Annotated in this window: 9 protein-coding genes; all 9 read left to right on the top strand. The window is 46.8% G+C overall.

Annotated features, from left to right (window positions below):
* Nucleotides 1–235: 235 nt before the first annotated feature.
* The 9 genes from AC07M6_RS01795 (at nucleotide 236) to AC07M6_RS01835 (ending at nucleotide 18,460) form a co-directional block, all read left to right on the top strand.
* Nucleotides 236–3,397: a DUF1553 domain-containing protein gene (locus AC07M6_RS01795; RefSeq protein WP_494887076.1), complete on the top strand. Its 3,162-nt coding sequence runs from the start codon at nucleotides 236–238 to the stop codon at nucleotides 3,395–3,397.
* A gap of 9 nt (nucleotides 3,398–3,406) precedes the next feature.
* Nucleotides 3,407–4,873 (top strand): DUF1501 domain-containing protein, encoded by a 1,467-nt coding sequence (locus AC07M6_RS01800; RefSeq protein ID WP_494887077.1) that lies wholly within the window; start codon nucleotides 3,407–3,409, stop codon nucleotides 4,871–4,873.
* The gene (locus AC07M6_RS01805) at nucleotides 4,873–5,931 is read left to right on the top strand and encodes a hypothetical protein (protein ID WP_494887079.1); all 1,059 of its coding nucleotides are present in this window, start codon (nucleotides 4,873–4,875) and stop codon (nucleotides 5,929–5,931) included. Before AC07M6_RS01800 ends, AC07M6_RS01805 begins: the two co-directional genes overlap by 1 nt.
* 10 nt (nucleotides 5,932–5,941) lie before the next feature.
* Complete coding sequence (locus AC07M6_RS01810; RefSeq protein WP_494887080.1) at nucleotides 5,942–7,345, top strand: DUF2231 domain-containing protein; 1,404 nt, start codon at nucleotides 5,942–5,944, stop codon at nucleotides 7,343–7,345.
* A 144-nt stretch (nucleotides 7,346–7,489) separates the two neighbouring features.
* Nucleotides 7,490–7,822, top strand: coding sequence for a hypothetical protein (locus AC07M6_RS01815; protein ID WP_494887082.1), 333 nt, complete (start codon nucleotides 7,490–7,492; stop codon nucleotides 7,820–7,822).
* A 27-nt stretch (nucleotides 7,823–7,849) separates the two neighbouring features.
* Nucleotides 7,850–11,980, top strand: coding sequence for a glycoside hydrolase family 2 protein (locus AC07M6_RS01820; protein ID WP_494887084.1), 4,131 nt, complete (start codon nucleotides 7,850–7,852; stop codon nucleotides 11,978–11,980).
* Nucleotides 11,981–11,991: 11 nt separating this feature from the next.
* Nucleotides 11,992–13,287 (top strand): SGNH/GDSL hydrolase family protein, encoded by a 1,296-nt coding sequence (locus tag AC07M6_RS01825; protein WP_494887086.1) that lies wholly within the window; start codon nucleotides 11,992–11,994, stop codon nucleotides 13,285–13,287.
* A 214-nt stretch (nucleotides 13,288–13,501) separates the two neighbouring features.
* A complete protein-coding gene (locus tag AC07M6_RS01830; protein ID WP_494887088.1) occupies nucleotides 13,502–16,597 on the top strand; it encodes a SusC/RagA family TonB-linked outer membrane protein in 3,096 nt (1,031 codons plus the stop codon).
* Nucleotides 16,598–16,609: 12 nt separating this feature from the next.
* Nucleotides 16,610–18,460: a RagB/SusD family nutrient uptake outer membrane protein gene (locus tag AC07M6_RS01835; protein ID WP_494887090.1), complete on the top strand. Its 1,851-nt coding sequence runs from the start codon at nucleotides 16,610–16,612 to the stop codon at nucleotides 18,458–18,460.
* Nucleotides 18,461–18,480: the final 20 nt, after the last annotated feature.

The following is an 18,480-nucleotide window of genomic DNA, read 5'->3' on the forward strand; positions in this document are numbered from 1 at the left end:
GGCGCGCCAGGGGATGGACCGCTATCGTCAGGCTATATTTCTTTGGGAATGCTCCCATATATTGGGAACGCTCTCATGAAAACATTTCAACCAATTCATTCACCCTTTTTTGCCTCTTACGCCATCTTTACATTGTTACGATGGCATCTGCCGGCAATATAGATCTATGCCCGATATAGTTTACAGGATAAAAAATTTGCACAGCAATGTAAAAGCATTGCTGATAATATGCATAATGCTTACGGTTATTTGCATAGCTACCTTTAACCGCGAGGCCGTCCCCGAAGATATTAAGGCAGTTATGGCCGGTGTGCCGGATGATATTGATTACAACGTAGATGTAAAACCCATTCTATCCGACAAATGCTTTGCCTGCCATGGCCCCGATGCCAAAAAACAAAAGGCCGGGTTGAGACTGGATATAGACACTTCGGCCTATCATCATCAAGCAAAAGAGAGCGGCCTGAAAGCTATAGTGCCTGGCCATCCCGGCAAAAGTGAATTGGTACGCCGCATCCTATCTGCCGATGAGGATGAAAGGATGCCAACGCCGGCTTCACATCTTACCCTAACCACTACCGAAAAAGCTATCCTGTATAAATGGATAGATCAGGGCGCTAAATACAAACCGCACTGGGCGTTTGTAGGTTTGGCCGAACCAGATTTACCCAAAGTAAAAAACGAAGCCTGGGTGAAAAACGATATCGATCGTTTCATCCTGCGTAAGCTGGAAAAGGAGCGGTTACAACCTTCCGGCGAAGCTGATAAGGCTACGCTCATCAGGCGGGTGAGTTTTGATGCGACGGGCCTGCCGCCGACGATAAAAGAGATAGATGATTTTGTAAAAGATAGATCTGCCAATGCTTATGAAAAAATGGTCGACCATTTCCTGGCTTCGCCCCATTACGGCGAGCGCATGGCGGCTTATTGGCTGGATGCAGCCCGCTTTGCGGATAGCTACGGATATTTAGATGATCGCCATCGTGATACTTCGCCCTGGCGGGATTGGGTGATCAGGGCTTATAACAAAAACCTGCCGTTCAATCAGTTTATTACCTGGCAATTAGCCGGCGATCTGCTGCCCCACGCCACTCAGGAACAAATACTGGCCACCGGCTTTAACCGTAACCACAAGCAAAACACCGAAGCAGGTATTATCGACGAGGAATTTAGGGTAGAATATGTGGTTGACCGCACCAACACCTTAGGCACAGCATTATTGGGTTTAACGGTAGGCTGTGCCAAATGCCACGATCATAAATACGACCCTATCAGTCAGAAGGATTACTACTCATTGTTCGCTTTTTTTAACAGCACATTTGAACTGGGTAGCCCCAACTTTGGCGATAAAAATGTAGTTGCCGGCCCAACCCTAATGCTGACTGACCAGTTGACGGACAAAAAAATAGCCGATATAAAGGGATTTATCAGTCAGTTAGAAGCTAAAAAGAAAAGTATAAAGCCTGTCAACCAAAACGTATCCGAATCATTAGCCGAAAAAAACATCGCCCACCTTACTTTTGATACGCAGATAAACGGTTTGTCGGAGGCGAAAAAAGGTACAAAACCACAACCAATCCGGCTTTTCCCCAATCTAACTAACAAAGCATTATCCGCGGAAGCAACAGCTATTGATTTTGGTAAGGGTATCTCCGGCAAATCGCTAAAACTAACTGCCGAAACTAATGTGCATTTCCCGCCATACAAGATCGGCTATTTTGAAAGGTACCAGCCATTTGGCTTTAGCTTGTGGTTGAAACTGCCTGCCACTAAACAAAACGGCGTAGTGCTCTGCCAAACCGACCCGGTACGTTATGGTACTCAGGGTTACGATTTAGTAGTAAAGGATAACAAACTTAATTTTCGCCTCAGCCATGCCTACCCGCACGATTGTATCAGCGTAATAAGTCCGTCTGCTTTAAAGCCCGGGCAATGGTATCATATCGCTGTCAGCTATGATGGATCAAGCAAAGCCAAAGGGGTGAAAATGTATCTTGATGGGCAGGATATTAAAGCCGGCGTAGAGTACGACCATTTAGAAAAGAACGTCCGCTCGCATCCCGATATCCAAAAAATATTCCCCTTTACGGGATTAACCTTTGGTTACCGTGTGCTTGACCATGCATTGCCCGGTGCCGAATTGGATGAGTTTATGCTGTTTAGCCAGGAATTGACTGATGCTGAAGTAGCCTATCTGCAAAAGAATAAGTCTTTAAAGCTCACGGCAAAAAAGGCGACCAAACCTGATGCCCTTTCAATTGAATTAGCGCGGGAGCGCGAAAAACTGGCTGCATTGCTGGATTCGGCCAAAGAAGTTATGGTGATGGGGGATCTCCCTAAACCCCGTATTACTCATGTATTAAAGCGTGGGGTTTACGATAGTTACGGTCCGCAGGTAATGCCGGGGACACCAAACTCCATCCTGAAATTCCCGGCTGATTTCCCGCGTAACCGCTTGGGCCTGGCAAAATGGCTATTCCTGCCCGAAAACCCGCTTACGGCCCGTGTGGCAGTTAACCGTTTATGGGGACTGATATTCGGGCGCGGACTGGTAAAAACAACCGACGACTTTGGCAACCAGGGCGAAATGCCATCGCATCCGGAACTGCTGGATTATTTATCTATGAAATTCCGCGAAAGCGGATGGAACACCAAAGCGCTGCAAAAATTGATACTGATGAGCGCCACTTACAGGCAAAGCTCGGAGATAAGTCCGGAAAAACTGGCTGCCGACCCGCAAAACGTTTTATTGGCCCGCAGCCCGCGCTACCGTATGCCGGCAGAGATGATCAGGGATAACGCTTTAGCCATTAGTGGATTATTAGCTGGAAAGATTGGAGGCCCAAGTGTATATCCTTATCAGCCGCCGGGTTTATGGGAAGCGTTGAGCGATAAAAGCTGGCGGGCTATTTATAAAGAGGATACTGATGAGGGACTGTATCGCCGAAGTATCTATACCGTCAGGAAACGCACCAGCCCGCCGCCATCCATGCAAATATTTGACGCGTCGGACAGAAGCGTTTGTACGGTGAGGCAGCAACGGTCAAGTTCACCCTTGCAGGCACTGGTATTACTGAACGATCCGCAGTTTATTGAAGCGGCACGGCAGGTAGCGGTGCGCATGTTAAAAGAAGGTGTCAGTAACATTAATGCTGAACTGACCTATGGCTTTCGCCTGATAACAGGACGGGAGCCGGTGGCAAAGGAGCTGGCCTTATTGAACCAAATTTATTTGGAGAGCATCCGCAAGTATCAAAGCAATCCCGGTAAGGCTACCAAACTGTTATCAGTAGGGGCAAGCAGGTTGTATGATGCTAAAAAATGGTGTGAAACTGCCGCGCTGACCGATATCAGCCTGGCGCTGATGAATACCGACGAATTTATTACCCGTAAATAAAATGTGACGATGAACGAGTTGCAACAAATATTATTTGCCCAAAAAAGGAGGGAGTTCCTGAAAGGGTCGGTGCTGGGGCTGGGTGGTTTGGCGCTGGGCTCGCTAATGGGCTGCAATAGCCCTGCCAGTAAGTTAATAGGGAAATTAGCTGCGATGCCCGATGAAAACCAGCCATTGGGCAAGCCTAACTTTATACCAACGGCTAAAAGGGTCATTTACCTGTTCCAAAGCGGCGGGCCATCGCAAATGGAATTGTTTGACTATAAGCCCAGGCTAAACCAAATGCACGGGCAGGAGATCCCGGCATCGGTTTTGGGCCTAAACCGCCTTTCGGGAATGGTGAGCAACCAGTCCAGTTTCCCATTGGCAGGCGCGGCGGCTACGTTTGCAAGGCATGGTGCTAACGGCACTTACCTGAGCGAGCTAATCCCGCATACAGCCGGTATCATCGATGATATCTGCCTGGTGAAGTCCATGTATACCGAGCAGATCAATCACGAGCCTGCCGTCATATTTACGCAAACCGGTAACCAGTTAAGCGGGCGGCCAAGCATCGGCTCGTGGCTAAGCTATGGCCTGGGTAGCTTAAACCAAAACCTGCCCAACTTTATCGTCATGATATCCAAAGGCGGCGGCGATCAGCCCATTAGTAGCGCGGCCTGGAGTAACGGCTTTTTGCCATCGCACCACCAGGGGGTGCAGTTTATGTCGGGTAAGGACCCGGTGCTGTACCTTTCATCGCCCGAAGGGGTGGATAAAATGGACAGGCGGCAGGCGCTGGATCATATCAAGCAATTAAACCTGCTGCAAAACGAAAAATGGCACGATCCGGAGATAGACAGCCGCATTAATCAATACGAAATGGCTTATCGTATGCAAATGGCCGTGCCCGAAGTAACCGACCTGAGCGATGAACCGCAACACGTACTGGATATGTATGGCCCTGATGTAAAAACACCCGGCACCTTTGCCTACAATTGCCTGATGGCGCGACGCCTGGCCGAAAAGGATGTGCGCTTTGTGCAACTCTATCATTTAGGCTGGGATCACCACGGCAAACTGGCATCGGGTATTAAAAAGGCTACCCAGCAAACCGACCAGGCATCGGCCGCATTGGTGAAGGATTTAAAGCAACGTGGATTACTGGATGATACCTTAGTAGTTTGGGGCGGCGAGTTTGGCCGTACCAGCTTTTGCCAGGGCAAACTAACCCCTGATGATTTTGGGCGCGACCATCATGCCACCTGCTACAGCATGTGGATGGCCGGCGGCGGTGTAAAAAGCGGCCTGGTTTATGGAGAGACAGACGATTTCTCGTACAATATTGTGAAAGACCCGGTGCATGTGCACGATTTCCAGGCGACCATGCTGTATACTTTAGGTATCGACCACGAAAAATTCATCTACAAAAGCCAGGGCCGGCGGTACCGGTTAACCGATGTTGCCGGTAAAGTAATGCACAGCCTGTTAGCCTGATGGTGATGCAAAGAAGGGACTTTATTAAAACAAGCGTATCAGCCGGGGCAGTGGCGGCCATCAGTGGGCCTATCCATATCATGGCCAAAAGTAAACTCGCCGGGGATATTATCGGTCACGGTGATTTTAAGTACCGCGTTAACCGGGACTGGGGCGTTTTAAACAGTGCGCAATACCCGGTAAATAACTGCCACGAAATGGTGATGGACAGCAAAAAACGCCTGATCATGATCACCGATGAGCCGAAGAATAATATCATTATTTACGATCGATCGGGCAAGTTGCTGGATACCTGGGGGCATCAGTTCCCCGGCGGGCATGGGCTGACTTTGCACGATGAGAATGGTACTGAGTTTCTTTACATTACGGATTATACCTTAGGCGAGGTTTACAAAACCACGCTGGATGGCCGGGTACTGTTTACGATTAAGCACCCTAAACTGATTGGTCAGTATGGCGATTGCGATCAATTTCGCCCTACTGAAACCTGCGTTGGCCCCAATGGAGATATTTATATTGCCGATGGTTATGGCTCGCAATACATTTTGCAGTACACGTCCAAAGGCGAGTTTATCCGCAAGTTTGGCGGCGATGGCTGGCTGGACGATAAGAAGTTTAAGCAGGCGCATGGTGTAACTATTGATAACCGCGACCCCAATAACCCTATACTGATGTGTACCGAGCGAATGAAGAACTGCTTTAAACGCTATACGCTGGATGGTGCCTATCTGTCATCGGTTTATTTGCCGGGGGCATATATGAGCCGTGCGGTTTTTGATGGCGATATGTTGTACTCAGGCGTTTGTTATTCGGCTTTAAAGCACCCGGTGCCATCATTTAATTCGGGCTTTGTTACCATTTTGGATAAAAATAACCAGGTGGTCTCTAACCCCGGTGGTACCAAACCCCGGTACCAGAATGGTGAATTACAAAAGATGATCCAGGAAACGCCGGTGTTTAAACATTGTCACGATATCTGTATCGATGATGACAAAAACCTGTACGTATGCCAGTGGAATGCCAATAAAACCTATCCCATTAAATTAGAACGAGTTTAACTGGTACGCAATGTTGATCAGCATTATCCCGGCAGCGGCAGACTGGAATAGTTTTTTTGGGCACTTTCACCCGGTGCTGGTGCATTTACCCATCGGGATACTGGTCATGGCTGGGATAATGGAGGTGATTGCTGTCCGGTCGCGCAATAATGATTGGGATAAAGTGATTGCCATTACACTTTTCTGCGGAAGCATCAGCGCTATGATATCGGCCGTATTGGGGTGGCTGCTTTCTTTAGCCGGTGGATATAATGAAGACACACTATCCCTGCACCAATTGGCGGGCATTGCTTTGGCGCTTTTATCAATCGTTTGCTGGTATTTGAAGATCAGATCGGCCTATTCAAAAAGGAATGAAACCATCTACCGGATAAGCTTAGGCGCGATGTTGTTGCTTTTAACTATCACCGGGCATTTGGGCGGCACGCTTACGCATGGTGATGGCTATTTAACATCAGGATTGATAACAGATAGTAAGGTACTTAGCCGTAAAAAGATCATCAGTATACCGCAGGCTATGGTTTACCGCGATTTAGTTTCACCCATGCTGCAAACCAAGTGCTGGAACTGCCACGGCGAAAACAAAAAGAAAGGTGGTTTACGGATGGATACAGAAAACTATTTAATGAAAGGCGGTAAGGACGGGGCAGTGATTGTCAACTACCATTCCGCGCAAAGCGAATTGGTTAAACGTCTGTTATTGCCCGAAGGTGACGAACACCGGATGCCACCCAAAGGAAAAAAGCCATTAACCGGGGAAGAAATAATTTTGCTGAAATGGTGGATAGATAAAGGTGCGGATTTCACCAAAAAGGTGATTGACCTAAAGCCCGATGCGGCCATTAACCAGTCGCTTGCAAAACTGACGGGTATAAAGAGCGATACAAAGGATGATGGCTTTACCCCCGCGGCATTAGCTGCGCCGTTCAATAAAAAGGTTGCTGCTGCAGGTGCTACGGATGTTAAGGCTTTAGAGAAATTATCAGTATTGGTTGCACCCGTAGCACAGGGGCAAAATTACTTATCAGTTAGTTATGTTAACGCGCCGGGTTTTAATGATACGCAAATGAAACTGTTGGCTAAACTGGGTATGCAGGTAACCTGGCTACAGCTCAGTTACACTAAAATTACCGATGCGGGGTTGAAGGAACTGGGGAAGATGACCAACCTCACCAGGCTAAACCTCGCTTATACACAAGTAAGCAATAAAGGCATCGGCGCAATTAGCAATTTGCCCTGCCTCCAATATTTGAATTTAACGGGTACCCAGGTGAGTGATGATGGCCTAAAAATGCTTTACACCCTGCCGCGTATCAAAAGCATTTATTGTTGGGCGACAAAGGTGACACCCCAGGGCGTAGCAAACTTTAAAAAAGCGCGGCCGGGCGTAGAAATAGCTATCGGCGTGCCATGATGAAACAGGATTATTGGGCTCGTTCCCAAAAAATGGGCTCGTTCCCAATACTCATTTCCGCGAAAGCGAGTGGTGATGAGGGATTAACCTGTTTAGTTTAGTGTTTAATTATCAGCTGATTATTTAAAACCAATTATAAGCTTTATGAAAACATTTTTAATACAAGAGAGTGCTACGGGGCAATTAGACTTTTTGCCGCCTGCTATGCAATGGGCCAATTATCCCGATGCGGGCAACGATTCGGGACCAACTGCCATTCCAACCGAATTGTTTTATATGGATATAGCCGACGTTAGTGATTTTAACATCAAGATCGTTAACGCGCTGCATTATATCGGGGTAACCAAAGTGCACGAACTGGCCCGCCTGTGCAGGCGCGATCTGCAAAAGGCCGTGGGTATTGGCAAAAAAGCCCGGGACACCATTAACGGTTTTTTGGTGCAGCATCAGTTAGCCAGGTTTAGCGACCTGGTTTAAAACTTCAATAATAACAACGCTTACTTAATGAAATATCTGAACTGTACCGGGTACTCGCTTTTTTTACTGATACTTTTATCCCTGAAGGGTTTCGCCCAGGATACCATCCCGCTAAAGGGTAACTGGAAGATCCAGCCCGCGCAATCGCCAATGATATGGCCTGATATCTCAAACTGGGGCGAAACCAACGGTACCGACCAGGCCAGTAACTGGCGCTGGGATTTGTTAAGCGGGAAAGGTACATCGTGGGAAAAGATGGCGCATGATAGTGTAAACAGCCTTTGGTACGAAAAGAAAATCAACATCCCGCAAAACTGGCAAAAGCGCCGGGTGATAGCCGATTTCAGGCGGCTGGAAGGCGATGCGATCATCTTCATTAACTATAAAAAGGTAAGCGAGCTGTTACGCCCCGGCGGCGAAGTGGATTTAACCAATGCCATTGAACCCGGTAAAGAGAATATCCTGAACATATTTGTAACCCGTAATTATACCGGTATTTCCCGTGGGTTTGAGCAGGACGCGCTGCGGTATCAAACACGGAAAGCAGGGTCAAACCAGGCATCGGTATGGCAATGGGGTATGGGAATTACGGCGCAGGTAAATATCATTTCACGGGCAGATCAGGCTATTACCGATGTGTTTTGTATCCCGTCGTTCCGCAAAAAAACATTAACACTGGAAGTGGAAGTTGATGCTAAGCAAGTAATAACAGGCACTACTCTTGAAGCAGATATTGTTGATGAAACCGGTAAGGTTGTACTCAAACTACAAAGTGAAAATCTTAAACTAACAGCAGGCAAAGCGGTGTACCGCATCAGTGCCCCATGGGATAACCCAATTTGCTGGGAACTGGAAAAATCGTACCTGTACAAAGCAAGGGTTAGCTTAAAACAGCAGGGAAGTGTCATCAGTAAGGCTAACGATCAAACTTTTGGCTTCAGGGAAATCTGGACCGAAGGCAGGCAATTGTATATGAACGGCCACCTTTCGCGCTGGCGGATCACCGATTTGTACGGTACTAATAAAAATGGCCTGTCGTTTCAGCGGATGATAGGGTATAATGTGGGCCAGATACAACCCGCCAGTAATTTATGGTGGGCCGATCAGTCCGAAACCCCTAAACCGGATGAAGACCTGCTGAACGAAATGGACCGCATAGGCATGGGCTTAACATTGCCCGCACCATCGGTCGTTGTTTTGCGGCAATCGCTATTAGCCAATAAGCAAATGCAGCAGGATTATCAGCGCGAGGCCGAATATTATATCAGGCATTACCGTAATCATCCCTGTATTTTGGCCTGGGTGGTATCTATGAACAGTGCTAACCCCAAGCTTAATATATGGGCGCAGGGCATGGGCAAGCGTGATACTGCCAGTTACACCACCCAACAAAAAGTAATTAACCTGGCCTGTACTTACGTAAAACAAATTGATCCGACCCGTCTGGCCTTTTCGCATGCTGATGGCAGCGTGGGCGATGTATCCACAGCTAATGTTTACCTCAACTTTGTACCCTTGCAGGAGCGCGAAGAATGGCCGATGGAATGGGCGAAGAATGGCAATATGCCCTATTCGGCGGTTGAGTTTGGTACGCCCTATTGGAATAACTTTTGGAAGGGGAGCCAGCTTTTGCTGACCGAATATCTATCTATGTACCTGGGTGATGATGCCTATATCCGCGAAAGCGAAGCCGGTTTGAAAAATACGATACCCATCAGCATTAGTACCGATAAGGATAAATGGGGCAAAATGAATATGAACCAGTTCCCGGCTTTTTGGGATTTTCAAAAAATGTTTTCCCGAAATACTGATCGGTCATGGCGCACATGGGGTGTTAACGCCGGGGTACTGCCCTGGGTGTTGGAAGGTTACGGCGACCCGCAGGATGGCAAGTCCCACCGCTTTACCGACAGGTATAAATTGGCCGCCCCGTTAACAGAGATCCCTAAATGGGTTAGCCCCCGGTTTTGGATCTGGCGAGAAAACAATACATCCCTGTTAACCTACATAGCCGGCGCGCCGGTGCATACCGATAAAACACATACCTTTTATTCGGGCGAGAAGTTCCAAAAGCAAATTGCGGCTGTATGGGATGGCAGCGTAGCCACCAACCTGAACGCCGAATGGCAACTGAAAAAGGGTGAACAGATTATTCAGCAGGGCAGACAAACGCTGCAATTAAAAGCGGGAGAAATAAAACTGCAACCATTTCAATTAACTGCCCCGACAGTACAGCAGCGTACTGATTATCAGTTGATATTATCTGTAAAGCAGGATAATAGTACAGTCGCCAAAAAAGACACTTTCGCGTTAGCCGTATTCCCGAAACCAAGCAAACTATCAGCGCAATTAACGATAGCTGTCTATGATCCGGCTGGGAAATCCACGCCGTGGATAAAATCGTTAGGAGCACAGACTGTTACATGGAAAAAAGGTTCATCTGTTAAGATACTGATTATTGGGCGTGAAGCCCTGAAACCCGGCGATACTATGCCTTATACCGAACAGGATATTGCCAATGGCCTGCATGTAATTGTGCTGGAGCAAAAGCCCGAGGTATGGTCGGGCATGGGTTTCCAAACTACCGAAACTATGCCGAGGCATGTGTTTATCAGAGACAAGCATAGTCCGTTGTTGAATGGGATAGAACCACAAGATTTGATCAACTGGCGCGGCACACCTGATCTGCTGCCCGAAGGCAAACCGGCTAAGGAATATGATACCCAGCACGCGCCAAAATGGACTAACACCCATGCTGTGGCATCGGTAGTAATAAAAACGCCCGAAACCGCTGGCTTTACGCCGATACTGCAAACAGAGTTTGATATGGCCTACTCGCCTTTGTTAGAATGGCGTTATGGCAAAGGTAAAATAACCTATTGTACGCTTGATTTGACGGGGCGTGTAGGTAATGAACCCGCCGCTACCCGTATGGCGCAGAACCTGCTGCAAAGCCAACAGGCGCCATTGCCCTCTGAAAGTAAAGTATATTATGCGGGCGCTGAAGAAGGTGCGGCTTTATTAAGTAAGCTGGGTATTGCTTTTAAAAGGGATATGCCTGCTGGCAACGCTTTGTGGGTGATAGGTGAAGGTAGCAAGTTATCAGTATCTGCAACAAGTAAGTTTGCAGCACAGGGCGGTACTATTTTGTATTTGCCGCAAAGTGGTAGTGATTTAAGCATGGCTGGATTTAAAACGGTTCGAAAAGATATTTACCAGGTTAAAGGTGATGATTCGGATTTATTGCGCGGCATAGGCCCCGGCCTTTTGCGCTGGCGCGATGCCTTGAATGTATCGTTATTTAGCACAAATAGCCAACCGGCAGGTTGTAAAGTTTTAGCCGGAGGCCTCGTCTTAGAAAGAAAGATAGGAAAAGGCAGGGCTGTTTACCTGCAGGCCGGCCCGGATATGCTGGACTCAAAATATACGGATGCTCCGGAAAAAGCCGAAGCAATCCAGCTAAGTGTTGTGCGCCTTAATCAATTGATGGCTCAGTTGCTCACTAATTTGGGTGCTAATGCCAACCCGGATATGGCTGCGCGATTAAATAGGGTTATACCGCCACCGGCTTATCAAACACTGGGAGCATGGAAGGTGATGGGGCCTTATTTGGTCAATACCACCGATGTGCTGAAAGTGCTGGAAACCAAATACCCCGGCGAGCAGGATGCTATTGATGGGGCCGAAAACCCCAATATTACCTACAAACGCAGCGATGGTGTGATGCTGGATTGGCGTAAGGTTGTCAACGCCGACGATAATGGTTTTGTTAATTTAGGCAAAGCATTTAATGGGATTGATGATAACGCGGTGGCCTATGTCAGTAAAACAATCAGCAGCGAGTTTAATCAGAATGCTACCCTGCGCCTGGGGGTTGATTATTGGATGCAGGTTTGGGTTAACGGCAAACAAGTATTTCAATTAGAAAAAAGTCACCAGAAGCGGGCGAATGAATATGTGTTGAATATTCCCCTGAAGAAAGGTGAGAATATCATCACTATGAAAGTGATATCGGGCAGGGGAGGCTTTGGTTTTTGGGCTAATTTGAATTACCACCAGGAGCAGCCCGCGAATAATGGTTCGGCGAGGATCAGCGAGGTGAGTTTTTATACACCGCTGTTTAAATATTTTGATCCATACCGGTTTAATTATTGGTAAATTATAAACTTATGATATTATTTAATACAAAGTGGTTTGTTAAGAAACGCCTGTTTGCAGGCTGTTTTATAATCGTTGGTTTGTTGTTTAATCATGCAGCCTATGCCCAAAAAGATACGCTGAATAGTCTGCAGGAATTTCGTATGCGTAAGGGTTTGCCCAACTTTTTTCATAAACTAAAAGAGGGTAAAGCAGTTACTATAGCTTATTTAGGCGGCAGTATTACGGCGGCGCAAAATGGCTGGCGCGATCAATCATACGCCTGGTTTCAGCAGCTATATCCGCAGGCAAAGGTTACACAGGTAAATGCTGGTGTAGGCGGTACAGGGTCAGATCTGGGCGCTTTTCGTACCGGGCGTGATGTACTGAGCCACCAGCCCGACCTGGTATTTGTGGAGTTTGCCGTAAACGATGGCGGTGCCGCCGCCGAAAGGATCTACCAGGCTATGGAAGGGATAGTACGCCAGATTTGGCATGCTAATGAGCGTACGGATATCTGCTTTGTATACACCCTTTCGGGGCCAATGGTGCCCACTTTGCAAAAAGGCGAATTATGGCCCTCGCAATTGGCAATGGAGCAAATTGCGCAGTATTACCAGATCCCGTCCATCCAGTTTGGCGTGAAAGTGATATCGCTGATAGCTGAAAATAAACTCATTTTCCAGGGTAAACCTGCAGAGTATCCCAACCAAATTGTTTTTTCTGAAGATAATGTGCATCCCCTGGCGCAAACCGGGCATAAACTATACTACGAAGCACTGGTACGATCGATGGAACAGATCAAAAACAATACGGATGGTTTCAAACATAAATTGGGAAAACCCTATTCCGATGCCAATTGGGAAGATGCTACCATGATAGCTGTTAAAGACCTGCAAAAGACCGGCGGCTGGCGGCAGATAACCCAACAGGATACTGCTGTAAGCGGTTTTCTGAAAAGTATCCCTGGTCTATATAAATCTAACCAGCCCGGCGCTGCTATTAAAGTTAAATTTAAAGGCCGTATGGCCGGTATTTACGATTTAATAGGGCCAACTGTTGGTCAATTTAGTGTGAGCATTGATAGCGCCGCGCCTAAATTATATTGCAGGTTTGATAAATACTGTACTTATTATCATTTTAATTATTTCTGCCTGCCTATGATGGAGCAGGGCGTGCACGAAATCACCTTCACTGTAGCTGCCGAAAAGCCTGATAAAATGACTATCCTGAAAAAAGGGAACGGCGTAATTGGCGATTTGGCTAAATATGATGAAAATGCCTGTTACCCCGGCTGGCTTCTACTGATCGGTAAACTGAAAAACTGACGATATTATTGCCGATGTTTTACCTATTATAATAAATAGCTTAACAATACATAAATTGAGAGCGTTCCCAATAAATGGGAACATTCCCAATAAATATATGGACGCCAATAAATCATAAGGGCAATTGGCTCAGCTATATTTGGTTACCAATTAAAATATTAAATCCTAATGTATGATGAGAACTTTTTACTTACTAAAGTCATGCCTGTGTGTTATGCTGGTTTTGATAATGGTGTTTTTTGCCGCTACCCCTTCGCAAGCACAAGCCACCACAGATAAGCTGATCTCGGGCACTGTTAACGGCCCCGACGGCAATTCACTCCCCGGCGTAACCGTCAAGCTGAAAAGCAACAGCAGCAGGGGCATTGTTACCGATGCTAACGGTAAGTTTGCGCTCCGGGCGCCTGCCAATGGTACGCTTGTTTTTTCTTTTATCGGCTATGTTACTCAGGAAGTAACAGTAGGTACCCAGACCAATATCACTGTTAATCTGAAAAGCCAGGATGCCGGCCTGAACGAGGTAGTGGTAATAGGCTATGGGTCTATCGCCCGTAAGGACGTTACCGGCTCTATCGCATCGGTAAATATGACCGATTTGCTCAGGGCGCCGGTTAAATCAATCGATGATGCACTGGCCGGCCGTATAGCCGGTGTGCAGGTGGTGGCTATAGATGGTCAGCCGGGCGGAGGTAATTCTATTAAGATCCGTGGCGCTAACTCTATAACCGGCAGCAATTCGCCATTATATGTGGTGGATGGCTTTGCGATGGAGGATTTCGATCTGAACTCTATAGCCCCAACGGATGTTGAATCTATCGACGTACTGAAAGATGCATCGGCGACAGCCATCTATGGCGCGCGTGGTGCCAACGGTGTAATTATCCTTACCACCAAACGGGGTAAATCGGGCGAACCGGTAGTAACCTACAATGGTTACTATGGCGTGCAACACGATTCAAAACGCGTAGAGGTTTTAAGTCCATACGAGTTTGTGAAACTTCAACTGGAGATCTCACCATCATTATATGGCGCCGAATACACCACTGCGCTGGGCCGTACCTTAGATTATTATAAAGATGTAAAGCCGATTGATTGGTATGGCCTGGTTTTCCGCACCGGTGCGCAGCAAAACCACAATGTATCCATCACAGGCGGCACCGATAAAACCAAGTATTCGGTTACAGGTTCGATATACGTCCAAAATGGTATTATTATTAATACCGGCTATAAAAGGTTCCAGGGAAGGATCACCTTAGATCAAACCCTGAGCAATAAATTTAAAGTAGGTATCACGGTAAATTCAAGCGCTACTAATACTTACGGCGAGCAGGTGAATGCCGATGGCGGTGTTACCGCGTTTATGCCTAAATTATGGACACGCAGGCCTATACAGGTTGACCCGGACCTTGATATCACCACCGAATTATTAGACCCGGATAATGTTGGCGTAGCGCCTACAACCAACCCTTTTATTGAGGCGCAGAATAAATACAATGTAAGCAACGGCAGGCCCTTCTCATCAAATGCCTACCTTGATTACAATATTACCAAAGATTTGCGCCTGCGTATAGGCGGTAGCGTTACCCAGGCCACTACCATATCCGATCTGTTTAACAACTCGCTTACCTATCATGGCGCTAATTTTACAGGAAGCGTACAGGGGGTTAACGGCAGCGAAGTTGTATCAAGAACAACAACGTTGAATAACGATAATACCTTAACCTACAATAAAAAAGTAGGTAATCATACCTTTAATTTATTGGGTGGTTTTACCATGCAAACCTTTAAGCGTAATTCGTTTGGTGCTACATCCATATACGTCCCTAACGAGTCGTTAGGAATCAGTGGCCTGGACGAGGGTACGCCTTCCAGTATCACGTCTACCTCGGGCAACTGGGGGTTGGAGTCGTTTTTAGCGCGTGGTTATTACAATTACAAATCTAAATACAACATCACCGCTTCTATACGTGCGGATGGATCGTCAAAATTCCCGCCTAAAAATCGTTGGGGTTATTTCCCATCGGCCGCTGTTGCCTACCGTATCAGTGAAGAGGATTTTATTAAACAATTAAAGTTTGTCTCTAACGCTAAATTCAGGGCAAGCTATGGCGCTACGGGTAATAACGGTGTGCGGAGCGAATACCCTTACTATTCAAGCCTGAACTTTGTGGGCAACGGTTATTCGTTTGGTAACGCGGTGCCATCGCAGGGCGCGGTTGCCAATACCCTGGGTAACCCCGATTTGAAGTGGGAAACCACCAGGCAGGCCGATGTAGGTTTTGACCTGGACCTGTTTAACGGCCGGATCACCTTAACAACCGATTACTATAACAAGGTTACATCCGATTTGCTTTTAACCGCCGCGTTACCCATTACAACAGGTTATACTACCGCTACTAAAAACGTAGGGAAGGTTTCAAACAGCGGTTTGGAGTTTACATTAAACACCGTTAACGTGAGTAACAACAAGTTCATGTGGTCTACAAACTTTAATATATCGTTTAATAAAAACAAAGTACTGGCCCTTACCGAAAACCAGGAGGCTATCACCACTACCGTATCTACCGCGCAGCCATTTTATATAGCCAAAATAGGCCGGCCTATAGCAATGTTTTACGGGCTACAGTATGATGGTGTATATCAATATTCCGATTTTAACCGGTCGACCGCCGGGGTTTATACTTTAAAGGATAATGTGCCGTCAAACACAACCGCGGCGTTGCGAAATAACATTAAACCGGGCGATATCAAGTTTGTAGATATCAACGGCGATGGCATCATCAACACTAACGATTATACCATCATTGGCGACCCTAACCCCGATTTTACAGGCGGTATCAGCAATAATTTTCAGTATAAAGGTTTTGATCTGAACGTGTTTTTCCAGTTCAGCTACGGTAACCAGGTTAATGATTACAACATCCTGCGGTTTGAAGATGGCTCGACTGCTAACATCAATCAGTTTGCCGAGTTTGCCAACCGCTGGACGCCAACTAACCAAAATACCGATATACCACGCGCTGGCGGTTCGGTCACTAACTTTAACTACAGTCGCAGTATTAAGGATGGCTCGTACCTGGCATTAAAAACGGCATCATTGGGTTATACTATCCCTAAAAGTTTGTTAAGTAAGGTAAAGGTAAAATCATTAAGGGTTTACGTGTCGGCACAAAACATATTTATGATCACCAAATATCCGGGCAGCAGCCCCGATGTTTCTACAAGGGATACCCCATTAACCCCCGGCTTTGATTATTCCTCTTATCCTTCATCAAGGATATTTGTAGCAGGGCTTAACGTTTCATTTTAATATCATCACATTATGAAGAAGATCATATTAACCATCATAGTTCTGACCAGTTTTTGTTCGTGCAAAAAGATCCTGGAAACCAAACCAACCGATTTTTTAGCACCTGAAACCTATTATAACACCGAATCACAGATCCAATCTGCCCTTACGGGTGTTTACGATCAGTTACAAAAAGGCGGTATGTATTCGGGCGTGGATGGCCTGCCATCGCAGTTTAACATAACCGACGAGTTTTTTTACGCGGCAGCCAGTTCAAACTTTCCACGCATATACAATTATACTTCAAGCGATACATTTGTGAAAGGCGTTTGGGATGCGTGCTATACAGGTATCCAGCGGGCAAATATGGTAATAGCCAATATTGATAAGCCCGATATGGACGCGACAAAGCGCAATTATGTTAAAGGCGAAGCCAAATTTTTGCGGGCATTTTTTTACTTTGTTTTAGTGCAGAATTATGGCGCTGTGCCCCTGCGTAAGGTGCCAACCCCGTCGGTAGTTGATGTAAACATAGCCCGTACACCGGCTAATGAGGTATATGAGTTTATCATCAGTGAAATGACCGAGGCTGAAGCCCTGCTGCCGCCAATGACCACCTACACCTATAACGAAAGGATCACCAAACAAACGGCAGAAGGTATACTGGCCCGCGTTTGTTTATTTAAAGCAGGCTTCCCTAATAATGACGCGCCCCGTTATGCCGAAGCTGCTAAATGGGCTAAAAAAGTAATTGATGCCGGCTTGAACCAGTTAAATCCTAACTATAACCAGGTGTTTATTAATATGGTGCAAAACCTGTACGATACAAAGGAAAGTTTGTGGGAAATAGGGTATTATACCACCGGTACGGGCGATACTTATTTAGAGTATGGCCCGGGGCTGGGCGTTTTGCTGGGGGTTACGCAAACAAACCCGGCCTATCCTTTAACTAATACCTCATACCGCATACAGCAGCATTTGTACGATCTGTATGAAAAAGATCTCAATTTAACCGATCCGCTGATACCTGATAAATCACTGGATCTGCGCCGTGACTGGAATATAGCGCCTTTTGCTTTTACCGGTAATGTGGCACCTAATAAAACTTATTGGACCGCAGCGCAGATCTACAACAGGCAGTGCAACAAGTTCGATAGAATGTACGAGCAGCTCACCAATAGGTATCAAAGTAATACTTATACCAATTACCCCATGTTGCGCTACGCGGATGTGCTGCTGATGTATGCCGAAGCTGATAACGAAGCTAACGCAGGTCCAAGCCAGGCCGATATTGACGCGGTGAACCTGGTAAGGCGCCGTGGTTATGGCAAATTGCTAAATGGCGAAGGTGTTAAACAGTTGACCATAACCGCGCAGGGCACAGGTTATACCACTGCGCCAACTATCACTATAACAGGCGGTGGCGGCACCGGCGCTACCGCTACCGCCACAGTTGCCGGCGGCAAGATTACGGCAGTTACCATGACCAGTCATGGCACATTCTACACATCGGCGCCAACTATCACTGTAACAGGTGGCGGCGGTACTGGCGCGGTGCTTACACCAATACTTACCCAGGTAACCGATGCCGACCTGAAACCGGCCCAGTATGCCGATAAAGCAAGTTTCCGTAAGGCTATACAGGATGAGCGTGCACGCGAGCTTTGTTTTGAAGGCTGGCGCAGGCTGGATCTGATCCGCTGGAATATTTTGGTGCCTACCCTGCAACAGGTAACGGCCGAGGCAAACGCCAGTACCCAAACTACTTATAAGGCCTTTGCCATTATCCCGGGTAATAACGTATCAACATTGCATAATTATTTGCCTATACCGGCTTCGGAGATCACTTTAAATAAATTAATGACACAAAATCCCGGATGGTAATTCACAAACGGTAATAAAGA

Source organism: Mucilaginibacter sp. GW821-FHT07H05 (assembly GCF_059418485.1).